The organism is Mesorhizobium sp. WSM4845 (genome assembly GCF_055811455.1).
Genome location: NZ_JBVVQA010000008.1, coordinates 40,916 through 59,301, shown reverse-complemented (window position 1 = coordinate 59,301; position 18,386 = coordinate 40,916). Strand labels below are relative to the sequence as shown.

Annotated in this window: 26 protein-coding genes; 6 read left to right on the top strand and 20 right to left on the bottom strand. The window is 64.7% G+C overall.

The window, feature by feature from the left end:
- Positions 1-43: 43 nt before the first annotated feature.
- From AC0L2C_RS11785 to AC0L2C_RS11775, 3 genes are read right to left on the bottom strand one after another with little or no spacing between them, the layout of a single operon-like run.
- Positions 44-1,024, bottom strand: a complete 981-nt coding sequence (locus tag AC0L2C_RS11785) for a PfkB family carbohydrate kinase (protein ID WP_287395370.1) — start codon at positions 1,022-1,024, stop codon at positions 44-46.
- Between the two features lie 17 nt (positions 1,025-1,041).
- On the bottom strand, positions 1,042-2,076 hold the full coding sequence (locus AC0L2C_RS11780) for an ADP-ribosylglycohydrolase family protein (RefSeq protein WP_287065562.1): 1,035 nt from the start codon (positions 2,074-2,076) through the stop codon (positions 1,042-1,044).
- A gap of 2 nt (positions 2,077-2,078) precedes the next feature.
- Complete coding sequence (locus tag AC0L2C_RS11775) at positions 2,079-2,804, bottom strand: GntR family transcriptional regulator (protein WP_287175821.1); 726 nt, start codon at positions 2,802-2,804, stop codon at positions 2,079-2,081.
- 277 nt (positions 2,805-3,081) lie between these two features.
- Here AC0L2C_RS11775 and AC0L2C_RS11770 point away from each other — a divergent pair, with 277 nt between their 5' ends.
- Positions 3,082-3,411 carry a hypothetical protein gene (locus tag AC0L2C_RS11770; protein ID WP_473523416.1) on the top strand — a complete coding sequence of 110 codons (330 nt, stop codon included), beginning with the start codon at positions 3,082-3,084 and terminating at the stop codon, positions 3,409-3,411.
- A gap of 268 nt (positions 3,412-3,679) precedes the next feature.
- Here the strand turns inward: AC0L2C_RS11770 and AC0L2C_RS11765 are convergent, their stop codons facing one another.
- From AC0L2C_RS11765 to AC0L2C_RS11720, 10 genes are all read right to left on the bottom strand, one after another.
- On the bottom strand, positions 3,680-3,931 hold the full coding sequence (locus AC0L2C_RS11765) for a DUF2934 domain-containing protein (protein ID WP_287175823.1): 252 nt from the start codon (positions 3,929-3,931) through the stop codon (positions 3,680-3,682).
- A gap of 37 nt (positions 3,932-3,968) precedes the next feature.
- Positions 3,969-4,253, bottom strand: a complete 285-nt coding sequence (locus tag AC0L2C_RS11760; RefSeq protein ID WP_287175826.1) for a hypothetical protein — start codon at positions 4,251-4,253, stop codon at positions 3,969-3,971.
- 104 nt (positions 4,254-4,357) lie between these two features.
- Positions 4,358-4,657: a DUF1236 domain-containing protein gene (locus AC0L2C_RS11755; protein ID WP_287175828.1), complete on the bottom strand. Its 300-nt coding sequence runs from the start codon at positions 4,655-4,657 to the stop codon at positions 4,358-4,360.
- Positions 4,658-4,971: 314 nt separating this feature from the next.
- The gene (locus tag AC0L2C_RS11750; protein WP_128247689.1) at positions 4,972-5,295 is read right to left on the bottom strand and encodes a hypothetical protein; all 324 of its coding nucleotides are present in this window, start codon (positions 5,293-5,295) and stop codon (positions 4,972-4,974) included.
- 692 nt (positions 5,296-5,987) lie between these two features.
- Positions 5,988-6,281 (bottom strand): hypothetical protein, encoded by a 294-nt coding sequence (locus tag AC0L2C_RS11745; protein ID WP_128247688.1) that lies wholly within the window; start codon positions 6,279-6,281, stop codon positions 5,988-5,990.
- Positions 6,282-6,552: 271 nt separating this feature from the next.
- A complete protein-coding gene (locus AC0L2C_RS11740) occupies positions 6,553-6,843 on the bottom strand; it encodes a hypothetical protein (RefSeq protein WP_128170505.1) in 291 nt (96 codons plus the stop codon).
- Between the two features lie 97 nt (positions 6,844-6,940).
- Positions 6,941-7,282: a hypothetical protein gene (locus tag AC0L2C_RS11735; RefSeq protein ID WP_473523415.1), complete on the bottom strand. Its 342-nt coding sequence runs from the start codon at positions 7,280-7,282 to the stop codon at positions 6,941-6,943.
- Complete coding sequence (locus AC0L2C_RS11730; RefSeq protein WP_051407780.1) at positions 7,261-7,497, bottom strand: hypothetical protein; 237 nt, start codon at positions 7,495-7,497, stop codon at positions 7,261-7,263. Before AC0L2C_RS11730 ends, AC0L2C_RS11735 begins: the two co-directional genes overlap by 22 nt.
- On the bottom strand, positions 7,482-7,961 hold the full coding sequence (locus AC0L2C_RS11725; protein ID WP_473523414.1) for a hypothetical protein: 480 nt from the start codon (positions 7,959-7,961) through the stop codon (positions 7,482-7,484). The genes AC0L2C_RS11730 and AC0L2C_RS11725 overlap by 16 nt, the downstream gene beginning before the upstream one ends.
- Positions 7,958-8,644, bottom strand: a complete 687-nt coding sequence (locus tag AC0L2C_RS11720; RefSeq protein WP_473523413.1) for an N-acetylmuramidase domain-containing protein — start codon at positions 8,642-8,644, stop codon at positions 7,958-7,960. Before AC0L2C_RS11720 ends, AC0L2C_RS11725 begins: the two co-directional genes overlap by 4 nt.
- On the opposite strand from AC0L2C_RS11720, the gene AC0L2C_RS11715 reads away from it, so the two are divergent.
- The 4 genes from AC0L2C_RS11715 to AC0L2C_RS11700 all read left to right on the top strand — a co-directional run bounded on the left by AC0L2C_RS11715 (position 8,643) and on the right by AC0L2C_RS11700 (position 9,966).
- A complete protein-coding gene (locus AC0L2C_RS11715) occupies positions 8,643-8,891 on the top strand; it encodes a hypothetical protein (protein ID WP_288142183.1) in 249 nt (82 codons plus the stop codon). The two genes, AC0L2C_RS11720 and AC0L2C_RS11715, sit on opposite strands and share 2 nt — an antisense overlap.
- 12 nt (positions 8,892-8,903) lie before the next feature.
- A complete protein-coding gene (locus AC0L2C_RS11710; RefSeq protein WP_128247687.1) occupies positions 8,904-9,083 on the top strand; it encodes a hypothetical protein in 180 nt (59 codons plus the stop codon).
- A 120-nt stretch (positions 9,084-9,203) separates the two neighbouring features.
- A complete protein-coding gene (locus AC0L2C_RS11705) occupies positions 9,204-9,374 on the top strand; it encodes a hypothetical protein (protein WP_198032669.1) in 171 nt (56 codons plus the stop codon).
- 421 nt (positions 9,375-9,795) lie between these two features.
- On the top strand, positions 9,796-9,966 hold the full coding sequence (locus AC0L2C_RS11700) for a hypothetical protein (RefSeq protein WP_023798595.1): 171 nt from the start codon (positions 9,796-9,798) through the stop codon (positions 9,964-9,966).
- 88 nt (positions 9,967-10,054) lie between these two features.
- On the opposite strand, the gene AC0L2C_RS11695 is transcribed toward AC0L2C_RS11700, so the two are convergent.
- From AC0L2C_RS11695 to AC0L2C_RS11670, 6 genes are all read right to left on the bottom strand, one after another.
- On the bottom strand, positions 10,055-10,642 hold the full coding sequence (locus AC0L2C_RS11695) for an acyltransferase (RefSeq protein ID WP_473523412.1): 588 nt from the start codon (positions 10,640-10,642) through the stop codon (positions 10,055-10,057).
- Positions 10,643-10,675: 33 nt separating this feature from the next.
- A complete protein-coding gene (locus AC0L2C_RS11690; RefSeq protein ID WP_473523411.1) occupies positions 10,676-12,685 on the bottom strand; it encodes an SGNH/GDSL hydrolase family protein in 2,010 nt (669 codons plus the stop codon).
- A gap of 2 nt (positions 12,686-12,687) precedes the next feature.
- Positions 12,688-12,810 (bottom strand): hypothetical protein, encoded by a 123-nt coding sequence (locus tag AC0L2C_RS11685; RefSeq protein WP_288142182.1) that lies wholly within the window; start codon positions 12,808-12,810, stop codon positions 12,688-12,690.
- A 214-nt stretch (positions 12,811-13,024) separates the two neighbouring features.
- Positions 13,025-13,414, bottom strand: a complete 390-nt coding sequence (locus AC0L2C_RS11680; RefSeq protein ID WP_128247685.1) for a hypothetical protein — start codon at positions 13,412-13,414, stop codon at positions 13,025-13,027.
- A 309-nt stretch (positions 13,415-13,723) separates the two neighbouring features.
- Positions 13,724-14,047, bottom strand: coding sequence for a Bbp19 family protein (locus AC0L2C_RS11675; protein WP_091599017.1), 324 nt, complete (start codon positions 14,045-14,047; stop codon positions 13,724-13,726).
- A complete protein-coding gene (locus AC0L2C_RS11670; RefSeq protein WP_473523410.1) occupies positions 14,044-15,768 on the bottom strand; it encodes a portal protein in 1,725 nt (574 codons plus the stop codon). The genes AC0L2C_RS11675 and AC0L2C_RS11670 overlap by 4 nt, the downstream gene beginning before the upstream one ends.
- A 127-nt stretch (positions 15,769-15,895) precedes the next feature.
- On the opposite strand from AC0L2C_RS11670, the gene AC0L2C_RS11665 reads away from it, so the two are divergent.
- Positions 15,896-16,513, top strand: coding sequence for a methyltransferase domain-containing protein (locus AC0L2C_RS11665; RefSeq protein ID WP_128175005.1), 618 nt, complete (start codon positions 15,896-15,898; stop codon positions 16,511-16,513).
- A gap of 370 nt (positions 16,514-16,883) precedes the next feature.
- On the opposite strand, the gene AC0L2C_RS11660 is transcribed toward AC0L2C_RS11665, so the two are convergent.
- Positions 16,884-18,248, bottom strand: coding sequence for a phage terminase large subunit family protein (locus tag AC0L2C_RS11660; protein ID WP_473523409.1), 1,365 nt, complete (start codon positions 18,246-18,248; stop codon positions 16,884-16,886).
- Positions 18,249-18,386: the final 138 nt, after the last annotated feature.

Here is an 18,386-nt window from a genome sequence, read left to right as displayed (position 1 = left end):
TTCGTTCCTCTCATTGTTTGCCCGGTTGGCGAGCTTGTTTAAGTCATTTTTGCTGTCGGAAATGGGCCTCTTGCCTGCCGCCATGCACGGATTGATCGTCATGGCTGAGGAAAGTCTGGATCTCGTGGGCGGTCGGCGCCGACGACCCGCCACGGCGCGTGACCGAGAGCGCTGCCGCCGCATTGGCGTAGCCCGCCGCTTCGAAGGGCGGCACGCCGCGCGACAGCGCGCTAACGAAGGCGCCGATATGGGTGTCGCCGGCGCCGTTGGTATCGACGGCGGCGACGTTGAAACCGGGTATGGCCTTGGCGCCGCCATCCGCCAGCCGCACGAAACAACCTTTTGCTCCGGCGCGGATGACGACCGCCTCGGCGCTCGGGCAGTGATTGGAAAGAAGCCGGGCGGCGATGGCCTCGACAGCGCCGGGGCCGGCGATCTCGCCCGCTTCCGTTGTGTTGCAGCTCAGCCAGTTCGTGCGCGCCAGCACCCGGTCGAGAATGGCGCGCGGAATCTCCGATATGACAGGCGTCGGATCGAAGACGAAGGGAATTTCCGCCGGCAGCGCCTCGATCCAGTCGGCCAGCGCGTCGCGGCTCCCGACATAGCTCAGCGTATAGCCGGAGGCGAACACCCAATCCCCCGGCGCAACCCGGACGGCCGCCATCATGCCGAGGCTGAGCACGCTCTCGGCGCCAGGCCATGACACGAAGGTGCGCTCGGCGTCGCCGCTGATCATGGCGACGCAATTGCCGCTGTCCATCAAAGGCGATGGGTGCGTCAGCGTTGCGATGCCCTCGGCGGCAAAAGCGGCACGCAGGAAATCGCCATTCGGTCCGCTGCCGAGCTGGCCGCCGAAGACGACCTTCATGCCGGTGCGACTGGCCGCAACCATCATGTTGAAGCCGCCGCCGGCGACCTGGGCAAAGCTCGATGCGGTCTTTTCGGTGCCGGGCGCCGGCAAGGCGTCGATGCGGTAGACATAGTCGACCACCGCGCTGCCGATATGGACGAGACGCCGGCTCATGTCAGGCTGAGCTCCGCTCATGCCGCTGCATCCTTGCCGGAACTGCTTTTCGTCGTCCGCGCCGCGACCAGATCGGCGGCGAGCGCGCGCACCTGCGCCATGTCGAGGCCCTTGAGCCGGGCGATGTGTTCCTGCGGCAATCGGCAAAAGCCGGCGCAGGCGCCTGCCATGCCGGCGGCGATGGCGCCGATCGTGTCGGTGTCGCCGCCGAGATTGGCGCTGATGACGGCCGCCCGCCAGGGATCGCCGCCGGCGATTTCCAGCACGGCGAAGGCCGCCGGAACCGATTCCTGGCTGGCGACGCCGGTGCCGACCAGGTCGACGATCAGCCGGATGCCGTCGGTGACGGCCTTGCCGCGAACCAGGCCCCTCGCCCAGTCGATGCGCGCGGCGATATCGCCGCCGCTGGTCCAGTGACCGTGTTCTGCGCCCTGCCTGGCCGCCACGACCGCGCGATCCAAGGCGGCGCGCCAATCGCCGCCGGCAACGCCACAGCTGACGGCGGCGGCAACGGCAGCCGCCGCGGCAATGGCGATCGAGGTGTTGTGCGTGGCGCGGCAGGTTTCCGCAACCTTGGCGACCAGCGCGCCGAGCGGCTCCGGCGGCATCATGATGCCGACCGGCGCGATGCGCATCGCCGCGCCATTGGTGTCGCCGCTGCGCCCAGCCTCCTCGGCCGGCACGCCGTCATTGATGGCGTCGATGGCGCGCTTGGTCGAAGGTCCGAGCAGATCGTAGCTGCCGCGCGCCTTGACCTCGCGCTCCCAGTCGAGCAGCGCCTTGACCCAGCGCGTGTGGTCGAAGCCGTCGCCTGAAGCGACCAGGATGCGGCCGAGCAGCAGCGCCTGTTCGGTGTCGTCGGTGACAGTGCCGGCGGACAGGCCCTTCGACACCGGATGGTCGGCGGCGGGCGCGACGAAACCCTCGACAGGACCGTAGAGCTCGACGATGCGGGCCGGCGACAAAAGCTGTGTCGGCATGCCGAGCGCATCGCCCAGCGCCCCGCCGACAAGCGCACCCATCGCCCGGTCGATCGCCGCGGCCATCTCCATGCTCAGAACTCCAGGTGAAGCGCGAAATGCGCCGGATTGAGCAGGCTGGTGACATATTCGATGGCGCGGCCGTCGGCGGCGCGCGTCAGGCGCCGCGTGCGCAGGAACGGCGCGTCCGGCGCGCAGTCGAGAATGGCCGCGTCCTCGGCGCTCAGCATCTCGATATCGACCCACTCCTCGCCGTGATCGGGGACAAGCCCCGCCGCGCGCAGCGTCTGGTGCAGCGAGCCCTCGCGCAGGCCGCGCAGCGGCACGTCCTCCAGTTCGGGCGACAGCGGCAGGCGGCTGCGCTCGATCGAGATGGCGTGGCCGTCATCGGCGTTTGAGCGCACCCGGTCGACGGCGATGAAGAACGGGCTTTCGACGCCGAGTGTGGCGGCGAGCTCGGCATCCTGCATGACTTCGAGCCTGAGCGTGCGCGTCTCGGCATTGGCGCCGGCATTGGCCAGTGCCCGCGACCAGCCGACGGCGTCGTCGACCGGCATGCCGTCGAAGGTGACGAACGAGCCGATGCCGACCTTGGTGGTGATCAGCCCGCGGCTCGACAGTTCCTCGAGACCCTTGCGGATGGTGTTGCGGCTGACGGAGAAGCGCTGGACAAGCTCGTTCTCGCTCTGCAGGCGGTCGCCGAAGCCGAGCACGCCGGAGCGGATCTCGCGCTCGAGGACGGTGGCGATCCGTTCGGGCTTGCCGGTTCCGGGAGACGACAGGGTCGTGCGACGCGCCATGCAATACCTGTTCAGTAAACCTGTATAATCCTGTTCAATAACGCGACAGGGCGAGTCATGTCAACGGCTCGCGGCCGGCACGCTTTGGGTTCCCGGCATCCCGGGCAAGATTGCCCTGCTGATCACGACGGCCCCTCCCGATCACGACGGCCCCTGCTGATCACGACGGTTCGTCGCAGGCTGCAATTTTACGGGAACCTTCACCACCCCCGAGCGGTTTTTTCTGTAGTCGCGATGCGGCGACGACCAAAAAAATGGAGACAAATGGAGGCAAACCATGCTTACGAAGTTACTCGCGGCGTCCGTGCTCTCCGCTGGTCTGGCCACTTCTGCGATGGCCCAGAGCACAGCCGACACAGAGGCTGGCATGGCTCCCGGCAGCGGCAGAAGCGTCGTCATCGACCCGGCCCCGACCGATCCGAACCTGGCCGAGCCGGATGCTGTCGATACCGGGATTACCGGTAGCATCATTGCGGGCCCCGACGGCACGAATTCCAATGCCGATCGGAACTGCCCGCCAAGCCCGCAGGGCGCGATGCCTGATGCCACGCACAAGGCTCCCGGCACGGTTTCACCGACCGTCAACGACAGGCACTGCGGCATGTAGCCGAGATCGATTTCGGGACCAGCGCTTCGGCCGCGGGACAGTGCTTCGTCCCGCGGCCGAAGGGTTATGTGCGAAACCTTTGATGGCAGAGCGAGGCGCCCCCTCTGTCCTGCCGGATATCTCCCCCCTTGGGGGAGATCACTGATTTCGCCAATCACAAAAGTCGCAAGAAGAGTGCCGTCGTCGAAGCTGCCAATCTCCCCCCTCGTGGGGGAGATGTCCGGCAGGACAGAGGGGGGGCGCCGTAGAGCACTACCTCAGATGGCGGCTAGCCCTTGCGCGGCCGGGCAGTCTTTGAACTGGTCACCTTGCCGGCCGCCGGCTCCTTCGGCCGAGCCGGAGCCTTCGGCCGAGCCGGCGCCTTTGGCCGAGCAGTCTTGGCTTTGGTTCCGCTTTCCCCACCGTCGATCTCGGCCGCGGCCTGGTCCCAGTGCTGCTGATGCGCGCCGTCGGGCCGGCCGGCCTGCTCCCAGATCGCGTGAGCCCGCCGGCGAATGCGTTCCTGCCTGTTATCAGTCACTGTTGCCTCCTCGGCTCAAATCGGTGAGCGACAACTTCTAGCTGAATTTTCGACCGGCGTCTTGGGGGCTTCGGCCCAGATTGGGTCGGCCAGGGTCGGGTCGGCCCGGGTCTGGCCCGCCTAAATCGGACAGGACCGCGACCCCGAGGAGTGCCGCCTTTTTGGTGATCAGCCCCGCCAGATCCGCTTCCGAGCGCTCCGTTCCGGTTTGCTCACGCACGGCTGCAATCAACGCCTTCATCGACAACAGGGCAGAGCCCCGTTCGGCAAGCAGCTTGTCGACGGATGCGGCCACATCGCGTGATTCGACATGCGGCAACATGGAAATGGCTCCTTCCGTCCCGCCACGAAGACGATCGACAGCCGGCTGCCTGCCGGCGAGCCGCCGCTCTTCCCGCGTCTTCCCGGGAGAGCGGCGGGTGAAGGTCAGTCGATGACCTGCACGATCCTGCGGGTGCCGGGATCGACCAGTACGGTGCGACCGTCGACGACTACGTATCTGTATTCGACGTCGGGAACCTCGTGAAGTTCAACCGTGTCGGGCAACGTGGAACCGACGTTGAGTTCCACGCCCAAGAGGCTGATCGACGCCAGCGGGTGCCTCTCCACATATTGGCGGACGACCGTCTGCTGCTCGGGCGTGATAATCACCTGGTCTGCGGTGGCGACGCCGACACCGGCCAGCAAAGCCAGCCCGGCGGCGGCAGGAACAAGGTGGATTTTCATCGTCTTCTCCTGTCTGGTTTGCGGGCTCTGCTGTCCTCAGTCGGGACGACTCAGCCCAAAAGCCAACGTTTGACGAAACCGTCTTGTTCCGTGAGCGCCGACTAATTGATCGCCGCGTTGGCTGGCAGTGGCCCGCGATCTTGGTCGCCCAAGCGCGCGGGCCGATCGGTTTTGCCCGATCAGCAGCGATACCGGAGGGGGGTGATATCGACTGCTTCGAAAACAACATTTAGTCATAACTAATGTTCCGCCCCCCAGCAAAAAAGCTGCCGGCGCAGGCACCGTCAGGCGCGAGACCGGCAAATGCTCTCAATCTATGGTTTCGGCGGCTGCGCCGGGACCTCGCCGGGCTTGAGCACCGGTGTCCTGCCTTGGTCTGGCGGCGGTGCGGCCATGCCCTGATCGCCGGTCGGCGGCGGCAGCAGCACGCCGTTGCAGGGTTCAAGCGTGTCGGTCAGGTTGTTGTTGTCACCGTTGTTGACGGGCGGCGGCGGCTGCTGCTGGCCGTTCTGCGGCTGCGCCTGGCAATGGCCGGCACGCGCCCGGTCTTGTGTCTGGTTATCCGTCTGGGCGGCAACCGGCGCCGCCAACACCAGTGCGCCGAGCAGCGTGATTGGCAGGAATGCGAAAGGTTTCATGTCGAACGCCTCCGCGCGAACGATCGCCTCCTTGCCAAAGCCGGTTGGCGGCGATTGGTTCCCGCCTGCAGCAAGCCGCCCGGCTCAATCGCGCCGGCGCGGCATGTTGGGGAATCGTTAATCAGCGATTGCTACTATAGCGGAATGACCAAGAACCTCGGAAACGCCGAAAGAAGTTCCCCAAGGGAGCCGGCAAGGAGCTCCGCCCTGAGCCGGCTGGCGCCAGCCTTGTTTCCCCTGGCAGTCGTCGCGCTTGGCTACCTGGTCGGCTGGCAGTTCTTCGGCTTCTAGAGCGGGGCCTCTGGCTGCAACCGCCAATCGCCAACGCTGGCGATTAGCCAAATCCCACCACGCCTTCGTCATCCCAGGGCAAGCAAGGAGCGAAGCGACGCGGCGCAGACCCTGGGATGACGAAGTGGAGGGGTGGTTTGGCTAATCCTAGAGGCCGTGGGACCTTAGCTGCCGGCCGGTGGCCGGCCAATCGCCAACGCTGGCGATTGGCCAAATCCCACCATGCCTTCGTCATCCTAGGGCAAGCAAGGAGCGAGGCGGCGCAGACCCTGGGATCCATGCCGTTACGCCAGCCGAAGAATGCAGCGGCCCAGAACGGCGCTTGCATCCGCAACCCTGCTCGTTACGCTTCCGCGCCGCGTCGCTTCGCTCCTTGCTCCCCCTGGGATAACGAAGACCCACTAGTCCGGGAAAAAGAACACCGGCTCCTCGCATCGGTGGACCCGGCATTGACCGTCAAGCGTCCGGACATAGGCGGCGACAGGCACTTCGGGCCAGTCGCATTCATTGCCGAACCGGCGGACATAGCGGTCATAGGTGTTGCGGCCGGTGGTCAGCACCACCGCGCGCCGGCTCTGGATCAGAAGCTGCGTCTGTTCGCATGTCATGGCGCGCGTATCCGGCCGGGCGTGAGCCATGCCTGTGGCGGCGATCAGGATCGCTGCGGCTGTCGCGACGATTGGGCGAGCTGGCATGATAGATCCTCTCAAGGGTCGTGCCCAACGCGCACCTTCGCCCGTGGTTCCGCAACCTTCGGCTTTTAGCGCATCGGCCCACCTTGGTGGTCGGGGCGAAGAGACGTCGCGGGAAAAGACCTTGGATCAGGCGCCGGCTGCTTCTAGCACCAATCTCCAACGCTGGCGATTAGCCATACGCTACTACACCTTCGTCATCCTAGGGCGAAGCAAGGAGCGAAGCGACGCGGCGCAGACCCCTAGGTGTTTGATCCCGGACTTTAATGGCGCATCATCGCAATCCGAGAACCGGTTCCTCGCATCGATGGACCCGACATTGACCGTCAAGCGTCCTGATGTAGGAGGTGACGGGCGCTTCGGGCCAGTCGCACTCATTGCCGTATTGGCGGACATATCGATCATAGGTGTTGCGGCCGGTGGACAGGACGACGGCGCGCCGGCTCTGGATCAGCTGCTGCGTCTGTTCGCATGTCATGGTGCGCGCATCCGGCCGGCCGTAAGCCATGCTTGTGGCGGCGATCAGGATCGCTGCGGCTGTCGGGACGATTGAGCGAGCTGGCATGCTGCATCCTCGCAAAGGTCGTGCCTAACGCGCAGCTTCGCCCGTGGTTCCGCACCCTGCGCAACGGCACGAGGGCGCAACAACACAACCCGCGATCTCACTCCTCCTTCTCGGGCTTAAACCGCCTGACCACCACTTCGAAGACGATGTCCGAGATCCACATCGCCGAGACGCCGATGAGGAACGCCGCGGCCAGCGTCGTGGTGTCGTCGTTGGCCGGAGTCGCCAGGCCGGTGGCGCGGAAATAATGCACCACCGGCAAGGTCAGGTAGGCCGCCGCCAGCGCGCCGCAGATCGGCGACGCCACCATCTCGCGAACCTTGTAGCGGTGGCGCGACAGGGCTCGCAAAATCCCGCCGGAAAGGCCGGCGACCACCACCGGCGCCTTGATGCCGAGCGCGTCGAGAAGTTCCTGTATCATGGCTTCCACCCGCACCATCTGGCGCCCTTGCCGTTGTAAGCATTGATTTCGTCGAGCTCCGGCCGCGTCATGGCGGCGACGACGGCGGCGGACGCACGGCGCGGCTGGTTGTGGTCGCACCAAACCTGGCGCGCCGGCGAAACCGGCGTTGCGCACCCAGCGAGCAGCAGGCCGCCAAACAGCAGGCACTTGGGCAACAGGCACCCGAGCAGCAGCATCAGCGCTTTGACCATCGCATCGCCTCCCGCCGTGCGGCTTCGTCCGGCAGGTCGCGCGCCACGCGTTCGGCATCGGTCGCCTCGCGGTCCATTTCGAGGCGCTCCTCGACGGCAACGAGTTTTTCTGCCGCTCGCCTGGCCGCATCCTTGTTGGCCCGACCGCCGGCGACAAACAGGCCGATGCCGCCGACGAGCGCGGCAAAAATCGCCAAGATCGTCGTGTTGCCGGCGAGCGCTCCCAGCATGGAAAGCACCCACATCTCAATTGCCCTCCACGGCAGGCTGGTTTCTGACGAGCCGGCGACGCCGTCGCGCACGACATTGATCAGGATCTTGAGCAGGGCCAGCACCCCGGTGATTTTTAGCGCCAGGGCGGCGTCGATGCCGAACAGCGTCCAGTCGAAGCCCACCAGGCCGGTGAGCAGCAGGATCAGCACATTGATCAGATTGTGCGCGGCGTTGGTATTGAACCAGTTCATGGCTTTACCTTTCGAAACAAGGAGGGGGCCTTTCGAAACAGGGAGAGGATTGCGGCGACCAACGGAGCCAGCACTGCGGCCCGCAATCCGGACAACGGTCCGGAAAACGGTCCGCGCCGCACTCCGGCTTTGCCCGGCTCTGCCTTGGCGGGCGTGAAGCCCTTCGGTTGCGGCGGCTGCGGGATCGGAACCGGCGTCGGAGGGGGCGGCGTGTCCCTGATCCCGGACCATTTGCGGAATGCCTCGGCAAGCCGGATATCGTAGGCGTTCTTCCCATAGGATGCGCCATTGTAGCCCTTGGCGAAGCCGGCCCAGTCATGCTTGCGCAATTTGCCGTCGAGCCGGTTGGCGGCGATGAAATTGACCGCCGCCGCCAGCTGCGGCGCCTCGTCCGCCATCATGGCTTCGACCATGGCCTGCACGGTCAGAAAGCCGGCCGCCCTGAAATTCTCGCCAAGCACCTGGCCGAGCCCCCATGACGCCGATCTGAGCGCCGCCGTCTCGTCGATGGCGCAGGCGGCTTTCAGGCGCGGATAGCTGTCGCGGGGATAAGGCTTTTCGCCCCATTTGGCATAGGCAAGGCCGGCCGCTACCGCCTTTGCCCGAGCCGCGCCCGCCAGATTGCGATAAAACACATGCGGCTCGAACAGGATTGACCGGCCGGCCCTGGGCGTCGAAGCCATGCCCGCTGGTTTCGACATCGAGAAAGGCGTGGATCTCGTCTTCGCCGACGCCGATGCTGGCGCCGAGTCTTGGCAGATCGAGATCGTCGAGGCGCCTGGCGGCGCCCTTGAACGTCATGTCCATGGTCTTGTCCTTTCCCAGGTTGATGTTTGCAGGCGCCAGCTTGATGTTTGCAGGCGCCCGGTTGATGTTTGCAGGCGCCCGGTTGATGTTTGCAGGCGATTGTGTGAAATGGCCCCAGGCTGAGGGGATTTGCCGATGTCGCAACACGAAGGAACGGCGCGCTGGACGGTGAAGGCCGAGCTCTGCGCGGTCGGCCGCGACAAGCCGCTGCTTGTCGCGCTGGCGGGGATCCTGTGCCTCTATTGCGGGCTGATAGCCGGGCCGATCGTCTATGCGTTCCTGGCCTTCCAGGGCATGGCGAATTTCTTCAACTGACAGCATTGACCAGTTGAGAACAGCTCGATCCGTATTGCCATCGGGATGGAAACCGCTTAGCCGGAATAAACTGCTCCCATGAACCGTTCATACCCCATGGGAACAGGTGCGGGAGGGCGCGTGACAATCAGGATCAGGCTTCCGGGCGGGACACTGAAGATCAAGAAAAAGGACGAGCTGCGCCGCCGCGAGCAGAAGCGCCAAGTCCCGGTCTGGCGGCTTGGAGACTATTTCATCGTCTGGTGGCCGAGCAGCATTTCGGATCGTCCGTCCGGACGCCCGCCAAATTGATGATCCCGAGCCTGCACCCGGACCGTGATGGAACCGGTCCCGGAAAACAGCCGCAGAAAGAATCAACGATCAGCCCTTGACTCTTCCGCCACGGAAGCTTCTCTAAGTCGCTGCATTGCACAACGGGGGTGTTGCGCGAGCGTGAGCGCGCCCGCCGCATCCCGGTTCTGAAGCTGGGCTCGCTGTATTTCAGCTGGTGGTCGAACCAGCCGCGTCCGTTGAACGACCAGCCCGACGACGATCCAAACCGATCTCAGGCAGCGCCTTGACGGCCCGAAAAAAGCCGTCCTCGGGCGGCTGCGCTTGAACCCTTCCGGTCAAGCCAGCAAACGCGCGCATCGGCGGTTGACTCTTCGGCTGGGGAAGTTCTCTAATTGCTGCATCGCACATCATTATTGAATTGCACAGCGGAGTTGAACCGATGGCCGTGCGCATCAAACTGCCGGGCGGCACCTTGAAGGTAAAAGTCTATCGCGAATTGCGGGGGCGCGAACGCGAGCGCCGCGTACCAGTCATGAAGGTGGGTTCGCTGTATTTTGTCTGGTGGTCGAACAGCCAGCCTCACAACAAGCCGCAAGACAGCCGTCATTAGCCCGTTGCCATTCGCCCGCGCCTTGGCGCAAGCGAATGGTTGGCGCTCTATGATGGGACGACGCTCATTGATGAGCGAAGGCATCATTTCATTTCACCAGGTCGCGGTCCGGCCGCACCAAAGCGTCGGCCGGAACGTCCGACCGTACGATTGAGCCGGCTGAAATTATCGCCCGGTCGCCGATCGTGACACCCTTCATTATCATGGCACTGTTGCCGATCCAGACATCATCTCCGATTGTGATCGGTGCTGAGCGGATGCCTGGGTCGACGCGCGGGTGGCCTTCGCGAAAGATGGCCTGCATCTGCGCAAAACGCTTCTGCGGGTCCATGGGATGCGAGTTGGTATCGTGGATCGCCACCCCCCACGAGACGTGGACATGTTTGCCGATCTTGATCCCCACCGGATCCGATGACCAAATCGTCGAGCCTGGACCAAAATAGAACCAGTCATCGATATTGATCCGACCCTCATGGGCAAAGACCTGCAGATGTCCGTCCAGATGGCTGTCCGCGCCGATTGAGACCCGGGACCTGTCGCCATGAATATTGAAGATCTCCGCCCCGGCACCGAACTTCGTGCGCGGCCCGATGACGGCATTCTCCCTTGCGGCGCCTGTGGCGATCCAAGACGAAAAGCGGCGGCGACCAGCGAGAATAGTGGAGAAGATACGCATCAGCGAACATCTGCCACACGCCACCATTTCAGTCTAGGCATCGAAGAGACCCCGACGCACCATTTGACGCAGGCATTCGGCGTCATAGGTGGCATGGCGCAGGCTGCCGGTTGCATTCGGATGCAGCTCGTCCGACATGTACAGTGCCGACGTGATGTAGCCCATGCCGCTCTGGGAAATGTCGATGAACGGGATTCCGAGCGCATGTGCCACATAGCGCTCCGCCTCGAAGAACTGATCGATCGTGTTGCCCTGACCGTTGACACGTCCGATTCGGTGGGTCGCGTGGCTGGGACCGCCGCTGTACGTTCCGATCATGACGATTTTAGCGCTCGGTGCCTGCAAGCGGATAGCGACGCAGGCCGCCCACAGCGACCCATAGTGAGTGGCATAGGTCGTGTCGCCGAAGGCACCCAGAGGCGTCTCTTGCGCGCCGAAGGCGTTCGGGCCGGGCTCCAGAGTGACGATCTCCGTATCGGCCGGAATTTCGACGATTCTGTTGGACATTCCGTAGCTCGGGTAACCAGTCGTGCTCAGCCCCAGCGCAGAGCCGCTGACGCCAAGATTGGTAAGTATCATCCCCGTCTGTCCGGCGAGTAAAGGCGCATAGTAGGCGCCGATCGTGATGCTTGAGCCAAGCGCTGCCGATTTTTTGTCGACAAGAGCAGCCGAGCCGTCATCATACGGGCCGCCGCCGAGACTGGTCGGGTCGGACAGGACACCCAAGTATAGGCCGTCACTACGGATAGCAGTTACGCCTGCGCTGTGCGCCCACGGCAAAACCGAAAGGTCTTCCGAAAATAAATTGAGGTTCGGGCCGTCGTTGATCCTTATAGTCGAGGATTGCACGTGCAGGCCGGACACCCCGTCACCAACGTAGGGGTGGGCCCCTGTGGCAGAGAATATCCGGTGCTGCGGGTTCATGCCGCCCGCAACATCTGCCTCTTGATTTATCTTGATCTTGTACCAGCCGCCACCTAGCGGAGCGATCGAGGCCGTAGCCGGAAACGGAAACGTCGAGTTGATTGCGACGGACCCCACTTCGATATTGGCCGTAACGTCGTAGCGAGCGCCTGAGTTGGAGAACAGGTTGAGCCGGAGGCGTTCATCACGCTTCGCGATAACCTCGATCTCGACGTCATCGCCGATAACAAGTCCGGTACGGGGTTGCCAGAAGGCCGGGCTTCCCGAACCCACTGGTTCCACTAGCTTGGTGGCCGTAAGCCTGCCGTTGATTAGTACGTCCAGCCGGTTCACGGTATCTTCAAGTGCCGGGACAACAAGCGCCTCCGGCGTGGCCGTATTGATCACGTCAGCAAGGTTCTGCCGAGTGAACGTCAGGCTCGTCGGGTCGCTGCTCGGGAACAGGTTGACGGTCGTTCCCTGCTTCTGCATGACATGCTTCCGGACGTATATCCCGAACACGCAATCGCCTGTATAGGCGGTGGGAGATATGCGGCACTGTGCATTGCCCGGCCCAGTTGCGGTTATCTGGGCAGTCACCTTGAACTTATACCACCCGACGCCCAAGGCCGTCGCGACGGCGCTGATTAGATTAGCCCCACCAGAAGCAATGATGGTCCCTTCCAATAGATTGAGCGTAGCATTGTACGCCGCCCCCACTGAGGTGCTGATAAGCTGGACAGTCCCGCGTTCATCCGCCTTAGCTTCAACAATGTGCTCAAGAGTATCGCCTCTGACATATGGGAAGGCGGCTCTGTAGAGGGACGGGTTGATGCCCGCCCCGGCTGCCTCAATGAGCTTTGCAGTTGGGACACTGGCACCCTCGATCATGAGGATACGGTCCACGTCAGACAACAGCGAGGAAGTTGCCGCCCGAACGCCCGTGTCGGTCGCCGCCGGCCCCAACGTCACATTGTAGAGGCCCAGAACGCCGGCTGAAACCTCGGTCCAAAAGTACTCACCAACCTCGACATTCCGGCCCAAAACCGCCGCCGCACTTGCGCCAGCAAGCCCAGCAGAGGCCGCGAAGCTGAAAGCTGGCGCCGCCGTGTAGGAACCGGGTGCCGTGATCAGGATCATCGTCACAGCACCGCCAGCGACCACGAACGGGCCGCTGCGCCAGAACCGGCGCCGCCGGCAAACGCCAGATCGAAAGTGCCGTCCATGCCGCCGGCGCCGCCGACCAGGGTACTAAAGCCAGCCACGCCAAAGCCGACTGCGGCGGCCGTCGTCGGGAAGATGCCCTTGCCATACAGCGACGCGTCGCGTGCCGCCTGGGCGCCGTCCAGGTTGGCCGCCGTGGAGCGACATCGGCGGCGGTCTGTCCGGTATTGGCAGCGGACGTGGACGCGCTGGCGGCGGCTTGGCCGGCGCTGGCCTCGGTGGCATGCTTCAGCGCCTGCGTTCCATCGCGCAGCGTCACACCGCACCGACCACCTCCGCAATGTCGGGCGGCACGAACGGCGCAATGGCGATGGCATCGCTGCCCACCACAGGCTCGTCAGCGCTGAATTCAAACACCCAGCCGGCATTGATTGTCCCAACCTGGGTGTGGACCGTCGTTCCCTTCTGCAGGGTGCGGGCGGTGCGGGCGTCGGCGGCGCGGAACCATTCGCCTTCGCTCACCGTGTAGATGCCGTTCTGCGTCGGGTCGGCCTGGTCCTTGACCAGCACGCGGTCGCCGACCTCGGCCGGCACGCCGTCGATGGTCTGCAGGCGATGCAGCAGGATGCTGGCCGTGGTCGCCAGGCGCACGGGTTCGCGTTCGCCGGTCGGAAGTCGAACGGCGGCAGTTGCGGGTCGGGCCATCAGGCTTAGCTCCATGAAAAAGCCCCGCGAAGCGAGGCTTGAAAGTGATTTCAGCGGGCGCGGGACGGGCGGTCCATGGCACCTCGGCGATGGCCGAACCCCCGCGCCTTCGTCATCCCAGTGCGGAGCAAGGAGCGAAGCGACGCAGCGCAGACCCTGGGATCCGTTCCGTTACCTTGGAGCGTTGCTGCGGTGCAGTACCTTTGATCGCCGAGGGACAGCGCCCGGACAGCGCCCCCTCTGTCCTGCCGGACATCTCCCCCACACAGGGGGAGATTGGCAGCTTCGCCGACACCTCACCCCTTACCCCTACCTCCCCTCCAGCCGCGCCGCCTTCTCCAGCGCCGCCAGTTGCGCTTCGTCCAGTGTCAAAAACCCCATGATGTGCTGCACCACTTCGGCGCGCGCGTTGCTCAGCGCGCTGTGCAGCTCGAAGCCGTTCGGCGTCCTGGTCTTGGCCAGCCACTCGCCGTAGGACGGGCGGCGGTAATAGCCGGTCGCCGCCGTCAGGTCCGCCAGCACCATCTCGCCGTCCTGGCCCGAGAACACCCTGAGATAGGCCCTGGTCAGCGCATCCTGCGCCCTGGCCGGGCCGCCGGCCTGGCGCGAATGGGCGAAGCGCTTGCCGCTCATGCGCCGCCCTCGCCGCCCTGCGGCATCAGCCCGCTGAGACTGTCGAGCAGGCCGCTGTCGCGCGCCTGGACCGCCGCCGGCACGGCATCCCTGGCAACCTTGCCGGCGGCGGCGATCGCCGCCATGCCGGCCTGCGCTTGTTGCGCCCTGGCTCGGGCATCGCGAATATCAGCCACCTCGTCCTGGCGGCGAAAGATGCGCTGCGGGCTGCGGCCGGCGCTCTGCACGATCTTCAGCGCCTCGTCGCCGTCGATATTGTCCATGACGCCGGGGTCGAACTGCGCCATCTGCATGGCCGTGGTCACCACCTGGATGGTGTCGCGCGCCTCGGCCGAGCGGCGCAGCACGTCGAGCGGACCGGTGAAGGTCGGCCGCACCGCCTTGCCGGCGAGGCTCGCCGGCGGCAGGAACCGGCTGTCTTCCTCATACAATCCCTTGTCCTCGAGGATACCGAGCTCGCGGTCGAGATTCGAGGCAAAGCCGGCCTGGATGATCGAGCCGGAGGGCCCGAGCAGCGCGCCCTTCTCCTCCTGCCGGATCAAGGCTTCGGTGGCCGTCATCTGCGGGTTCTGCACAAGCGTCTGGAACAGGTTGACGAACATCATGTCGCGGATCTCCTCGGCCCGGCTTTCCGCGTAGTCGAATGCATGGGTCGGGTTCTGGCCCACAGCGATCGGCGCAATCAGCGGCCGGCCATTGTCGTCGATGAGGCCGGGATAATTCTCGCCGGGATTGAGCACCGGCACATAGTCGAGCCGCGCCTTCGACGCGGTCGCCGGGTCGGTGATCTGCTGCAGCGCCCTGAGGCCCGAGCGGCGCACGGCATTTTCCTCGCGCACCGTGGTCAGCGCCTCGATGGTCGGCGAGATGCCATAAGGGTCGCCCTCATGGCGGCGCCAGTTGAAGCAGGAGACCGGGAAAGAGCGGAAACCGCTCTCCCTGACGATGACCTCCTCGTCCTCGACGACGTGATAGGACGCGAAGGCCGTGTCGAGATACTGGTAGGTGCCGGAGAGCCGGTACATCTTGCGCTCGTCGCGCGGCTGGATGCACTGGATCAGCGAGATCCTGGTCTCGCATTTGGCCGGGTCGTCGACCAGCATCTTGATCCGCGCCGGCAGCTTGTCATAACCGAGCAGCTGCGCCGCCTGCCGTGCCGTGCGCTCATAGCGGCGGTGGAAAATGTCGACCTGGCCCCAGCGGTTGCGGCAGAGATAGCCCTCGACCACCGGGATCGAGGCATAGCGGATCAGCGTGCCGCCAAAGCCCTCCTCGGCGTAGAGATAGGCCGGGCCATAGCGCACGACGTTGCGCAGGCAGGCCTGCGTCGCCGGCACGAAATTCGAATTGGCGGAATAGCGCAGCGCAAACAGGAAATCGCGAAGCGCCTCCGCCCATTCCTTCTCCTCCTCGCTCTCCTCGTCATTCACGGCGGCGGTCGACAGCCCGTGCCATTTCTCCGACTGCGGAATGACCAGGCTTTCCAGCCCCGCAGCCAGCCGGTTGGCGGCCGAGTTGATGGTGTTGGCGTAGACTCGGGCGCCGCGCCGCTGCTGCCGCTCGGCCTGCGGTTCCGCGCCCCGGCGCCCACTCCAGACATCGGGCGCGTCGGGGTCGCAGAATTCCGACACCGCCTCCCAGACAGCCTCATACTGGCTGCGCTCGCTCTCCAGTTCCGCCTGTCGCGACAGGATGTCGTGGGCACGGGAATCGCTCGCCATAGCATTTCCTTGTTCTGATGTATCAGCTTGTTCGAAGCCCAGATATTGCCAAGGCCAGGTCGAATTTTGTTCGCTTTTGCGATGTTCAAGGGGCGCGGGGCGGCGACTCAAGGAGATCGATTTGACAATGACGGAAAGCCTACCTGGCGCCCTGAAGCGGCGAAGCAAGCAGGTTGCAAAGCGGCTGATCGGCTACGATTCCCGCAACTGGCTGCGCATCAGGCAGATCGAGGCGTTCACCGCGTTTCTTGAGGCCGACGGCCGCAAATCCTCAGACGTGATCGAGATCTCGCCCGGCTGGAACCGCCACTGGAAGACGATATGCTCGAACTACACCTCCGTCGATTTTCCTGATTTCGACATCTGCAAGGACCGCACCGACCGGCAATATTCCGTCGTCATCGCCGACCAGGTGCTGGAGCATGTGCAGCGCCCGTTTGCCGCGGCACAGAATATCCACGCCATGACCCGGCCGGGCGGCTGGGCGATGGTGGCGACGCCGTTCCTGTTCAGGGTGCATGCCAGGCCGCACGACTACAACCGCTGGACCGCCGCCGGCCTCAAGCAGGTCCTGGTCGAGGGCGGCTTCCCCCAGGCAAACATTGAAGTGTTCAGCTGGGGCAACAAAGCCTGCGCAAAGGCCCATATCGGCGGCCCGGTGCGCGCCTACGGCCTATGGCGCGACCTCAGCAACGACGAGGAATATCCGCTGATGGTCTGGGCCTTCGCGCGCAAGCCGGGGTGAGGGCTGAAGAGCCTTGCCTTCTCCCCTTGTGGGAGAAGGTGGCCTCGCGAAGCGAGGTCGGATGAGGGGTGTTCCAGCTTGGCAATAGCGCAAAAATCCACTGCCTCATTTCTTCCAGCACCCCTCATCCGTCTCGGCGCTAAAGCGCCGATCCACCTTCTCCCACAAGGGGCGAAGGGGTGCTCTTCACCCTTGCCGCGTCACCAATTTCGCATGCCGGCGCCAATACCACCGGCCAGCACGCGCCTACGAAACGAGCGTCTCCTCCCACCCACATCAAATCCCCAGCAGCACGCGGCGCTGGCCGCTGAGTTCGCTCGGCGACAAATCGGTCTTGACCGTGCCGGCGGTTCCCTGGCGCTGCTCGAGCTCAGCCCGGAGCGCTGCTTCGCGCGCCTGCACGTCCTTGTCGGCAATGGTCGGTGCCGGTCGCAACGGCTTCAGCGCCGGCGGCTTTTGAAAAAGGCACATGGTTCCAGCTTTCTCCAAAGTCAGACGACCCAAAGTCAGACGACCTTGTCCAGTCGTAGAGCAAAAAATCTTCGCCGTTCTTGCCATAGCCCGGCAGGCGGCAGCGTTGCGTGGCGCCCAGCCGGGCCAGCCAGCGCAGCGCCAGTTCATTGGTGGCCAGCGCCCGGGCCTCGACCCGCCAGGCGCCGTGCGCGGCAACCTGCGGACCCAGCACCGCGTGAAAGAACGCCGTGATCCCAGGCACGCAGCGCCTCATGCGGCGCGTGCCCCAGCTCCAGGCGATCCATAGGCCGCCGCGCTGCTCGGCGGCGCCAAAGCCGGCCTCCGGATTGCCGTTCAGCTCGGCGACATAGGCAAACCCCTGCAGCGCCGTCAGCGCCAGCAGCGCCGGCGACCATTCGTCGAACTGGCAGTCGATCTCCGTCCGGTCCTCGGGCCGCAGGTTGGCGGCGATGTAGGAGAGGTCGCGCAGCGTAGCGCTGACAATGCGAACGGTCATCGGCGGGGTCCCCTCACCGGAACGCCCCCAGCGGATCGCTCTGCTCTGGCTTCGCCGTGCCGTCTTGAACTCGGCCGGGTCGACCACCGCTTCCCTCAGCATCATCACACCATAGCGTGTCGCCGCCATCAGGTCGTCGCGCAGCTTCACCACCTGGCCGTCTTTGCGATGGTAGAGCCGAAACTCCTCGAACCAGGGCAGAAGCGTCGAGAACACCTTGAAGCGGCCGCTCTGCATGCGGTCGAGCATCTCCATCAGCCCGGCCTCGACCGACACCGAACCGTCGGCGAACTGCGCATGGCTGGAAAGCATGTTCAGACCATGCGCGCCATATTGCCGGGCAAGTGCTACGCCCGCACCTTCCAGCGTCTCGCGGCGGCCGTCGCGCGGCCACCAGGGCAGCCATTCGCCCCACGGATTCAGGGTCAGCGCCTGCATGGCCGGCGTTTGCTGCCAGGCGCGGCAGGCTTTTGCGACATAGACGACGTCGGCCTCCGTATCCCAGGCGAGCTCGACAGCAGCGGAAGGGTGATCCCAGCCGAAATCCAGCGCCCCGAGCCGCGGCCAGTAGCGCGGCAGCCGGAACGGCTCGCAGGCAATCAGTTCCTCCGCCACCGGAAAGATGCAGCCGGAGCCCAGCACCGGAATGCCCCTCGCCCGCGCCTCGCGCTCATGCGCCGGATAGGCCGATACGATCGCGGCGCGCTGCTGCGGCGTGTAATGCTCGGCATCATCGATGGTCATGAAGGTGACGTGGCGGGTCATTTCTTCGCCCTCGCACTTGAATCATGTTGGCAGGCGCCGGCCGTATGGTGTTGTTTGGCCAAGATTTTTCTGGCCAAGGCGGCCGCTCTCCCTTCTCCCCTTGTTGTGGGAGAAGGTGGCCCCGCCCACGGGTCTTGC

Excerpts from the sequence above, each read along its gene's own strand:
- AC0L2C_RS11785 (WP_287395370.1), bottom strand. The coding sequence starts at position 1,024 with ATGAGCCGGCGTCTCGTCCATATCGGCAGCGCGGTGGTCGACTATGTC.
- AC0L2C_RS11780 (WP_287065562.1), bottom strand. The coding sequence starts at position 2,076 with ATGGAGATGGCCGCGGCGATCGACCGGGCGATGGGTGCGCTTGTCGGC.
- AC0L2C_RS11775 (WP_287175821.1), bottom strand. The coding sequence starts at position 2,804 with ATGGCGCGTCGCACGACCCTGTCGTCTCCCGGAACCGGCAAGCCCGAA.
- AC0L2C_RS11770 (WP_473523416.1), top strand. The coding sequence starts at position 3,082 with ATGCTTACGAAGTTACTCGCGGCGTCCGTGCTCTCCGCTGGTCTGGCC.
- AC0L2C_RS11760 (WP_287175826.1), bottom strand. The coding sequence starts at position 4,253 with ATGTTGCCGCATGTCGAATCACGCGATGTGGCCGCATCCGTCGACAAG.
- AC0L2C_RS11755 (WP_287175828.1), bottom strand. The coding sequence starts at position 4,657 with ATGAAAATCCACCTTGTTCCTGCCGCCGCCGGGCTGGCTTTGCTGGCC.
- AC0L2C_RS11750 (WP_128247689.1), bottom strand. The coding sequence starts at position 5,295 with ATGAAACCTTTCGCATTCCTGCCAATCACGCTGCTCGGCGCACTGGTG.
- AC0L2C_RS11745 (WP_128247688.1), bottom strand. The coding sequence starts at position 6,281 with ATGCCAGCTCGCCCAATCGTCGCGACAGCCGCAGCGATCCTGATCGCC.
- AC0L2C_RS11740 (WP_128170505.1), bottom strand. The coding sequence starts at position 6,843 with ATGCCAGCTCGCTCAATCGTCCCGACAGCCGCAGCGATCCTGATCGCC.
- AC0L2C_RS11735 (WP_473523415.1), bottom strand. The coding sequence starts at position 7,282 with ATGGTGCGGGTGGAAGCCATGATACAGGAACTTCTCGACGCGCTCGGC.
- AC0L2C_RS11730 (WP_051407780.1), bottom strand. The coding sequence starts at position 7,497 with ATGGTCAAAGCGCTGATGCTGCTGCTCGGGTGCCTGTTGCCCAAGTGC.
- AC0L2C_RS11725 (WP_473523414.1), bottom strand. The coding sequence starts at position 7,961 with ATGAACTGGTTCAATACCAACGCCGCGCACAATCTGATCAATGTGCTG.
- AC0L2C_RS11715 (WP_288142183.1), top strand. The coding sequence starts at position 8,643 with ATGCCCGCTGGTTTCGACATCGAGAAAGGCGTGGATCTCGTCTTCGCC.
- AC0L2C_RS11720 (WP_473523413.1), bottom strand. The coding sequence starts at position 8,644 with ATGGCTTCGACGCCCAGGGCCGGCCGGTCAATCCTGTTCGAGCCGCAT.
- AC0L2C_RS11710 (WP_128247687.1), top strand. The coding sequence starts at position 8,904 with ATGTCGCAACACGAAGGAACGGCGCGCTGGACGGTGAAGGCCGAGCTC.
- AC0L2C_RS11700 (WP_023798595.1), top strand. The coding sequence starts at position 9,796 with ATGGCCGTGCGCATCAAACTGCCGGGCGGCACCTTGAAGGTAAAAGTC.
- AC0L2C_RS11695 (WP_473523412.1), bottom strand. The coding sequence starts at position 10,642 with ATGCGTATCTTCTCCACTATTCTCGCTGGTCGCCGCCGCTTTTCGTCT.
- AC0L2C_RS11690 (WP_473523411.1), bottom strand. The coding sequence starts at position 12,685 with ATGATCCTGATCACGGCACCCGGTTCCTACACGGCGGCGCCAGCTTTC.
- AC0L2C_RS11680 (WP_128247685.1), bottom strand. The coding sequence starts at position 13,414 with ATGGCCCGACCCGCAACTGCCGCCGTTCGACTTCCGACCGGCGAACGC.
- AC0L2C_RS11675 (WP_091599017.1), bottom strand. The coding sequence starts at position 14,047 with ATGAGCGGCAAGCGCTTCGCCCATTCGCGCCAGGCCGGCGGCCCGGCC.
- AC0L2C_RS11670 (WP_473523410.1), bottom strand. The coding sequence starts at position 15,768 with ATGGCGAGCGATTCCCGTGCCCACGACATCCTGTCGCGACAGGCGGAA.
- AC0L2C_RS11665 (WP_128175005.1), top strand. The coding sequence starts at position 15,896 with ATGACGGAAAGCCTACCTGGCGCCCTGAAGCGGCGAAGCAAGCAGGTT.
- AC0L2C_RS11660 (WP_473523409.1), bottom strand. The coding sequence starts at position 18,248 with ATGACCCGCCACGTCACCTTCATGACCATCGATGATGCCGAGCATTAC.